The 1,558-nt window shown below is 70.5% G+C and carries 1 pseudogene; it reads right to left on the bottom strand.

Features of this window, described 5'->3' with window-relative positions:
* Nucleotides 1-25: 25 nt before the first annotated feature.
* Nucleotides 26-1,558 (bottom strand): annotated as a pseudogene (locus ACRDUX_RS19410) (hypothetical protein); the annotation flags it as partial.

Genomic DNA, 1,558 nt, shown 5'->3' with positions numbered 1-1,558 from the left:
GCCTCGCACCGGGCCGGCGGTGCGATTACGGGGCCGGGGTGGCCGTCGCCACCGGGGTCGGCGTCGCCGGCGGGCGGCGCAGGATGCCCTGGGCGGCGATGAGGGCGACGTCGCCGTTCTCCGACGTCACCTCGACGGTGATGCGCACCTGTTGATCGGTATCGCCCATGCCCGGCTGGTCGTCGAGCAGGGTGAAGTGGAAGCGGGTCAGGCCGTCGACCAGCTGGTTGAACGACTGGCCGTCGGGGATGGTGATGTCGCCGTTGATGATCGTGCCGACGTTGGAGACGATCGAGATCGTCGAGCCGCCGACCAGCGGGTTGACCAGGTCGTCGTGCACCAGCAGTTCGAAACTCTGCGCGCCGCCGTCCGGGATGTCGAAGACGGACGGGCTGGCGACCGGCAGCTGGGTCGGGCCGGAGAACGTCACCGTGGTCGTATCGAAGACCAGGATGTCGTCGTCCCAGGCGCCCGAGGTGCCCTGCGTGTCCCACACGCCGTTGAGCGCGCCGGTGTCGATGAAGAGCTCGAAGAAGGTGCCCGGATCGAAGGCAAAGTTGCAGTACGGGCTGGGCGACGGGAGGATGCAGGAGAAGTCGCTCGGCGGCAGTGGGCGGAAGTCGGCGAAGGGCTCGGCCACGTTGTCGGTGGAGACCGTGTCGCCGGCATCGAAGACGCCGCTGCCGTTGTTGTCGAGGAAGCCCTCTTCGCCGCGGGTGAAGCCGATGATGGAGACGATACCGGTCGGCGGCACCTGCCCTTCGGTGATCAGGGTCGCCGTCGCCACACCGTTGGTCCCGGTCGTGGTCGGATCGACGATGCTGGCACCGTTGGTGACGAAGCTCACCGCGGTGCCCGGCGGGACGGCGTTGCCGAAGCGATCGTTGACGAAGGCCGAGACCTCGTCCTCGAGGCCGAAGCGCACGCGGCCGGCGACGTTGAGCTGTTCCGGCCGGACGCTGAAGCGCGTCTGGGCCGGCGGCGCGCCGAGGATGTTGACCGCGGTCGATTGAGCGAAGAGATCGGGCGTGCCGTCGTTGTTGGCATCGACCCGGGCGATCACCTGCACCGAGGTGGTGCGGGTGCCGCTGGTCAGCGTGGTGGTGACCTGGCCGTTGGCGTCGGTGATGGCCATGACCGGCGAGACCGACTCGCCGCCGACGGCGGTGATGGCGAAGGTCACCGGCAGGTTGCGCGCCGGGCCGGCGCCGGAGTCGGTGACCCGGAAGGTCAGCACCGACTGTTCGGTGAGACCCGAGGCGCGCACGCCGATCGCGCTGGGCTGGGCGGTGACGAACTGTACCGAGGCCGCCGCCAGCGTCGGCGTGGCGGTGGGCGAGGCCGTACTGGTCGCCGGCAGGGTGCCGGTGACGGTCGGCGTCGGCGTGCCCGTATGGGTCCCCGTCGCGGTCACCGTCGCCGTCGCCTGCGTCGCGGTCGGCGTCGCCGGCCGGGTGTCGGGCAGCACGACGCTCTGGGTGTCCTCGATGATGGTGCCGTCGGCGGTGCGGACGCGCGCCCGCACGGTGACGGTGCTGCCCTGCTGGCTCTGCTGGTA

Origin of the sequence: Mycobacterium sp., from assembly GCF_050701675.1 — a bacterium.
Classification (GTDB): domain Bacteria; phylum Actinomycetota; class Actinomycetes; order Mycobacteriales; family Mycobacteriaceae; genus Mycobacterium.
This window is presented reverse-complemented; position numbering and strand designations above follow the sequence as displayed.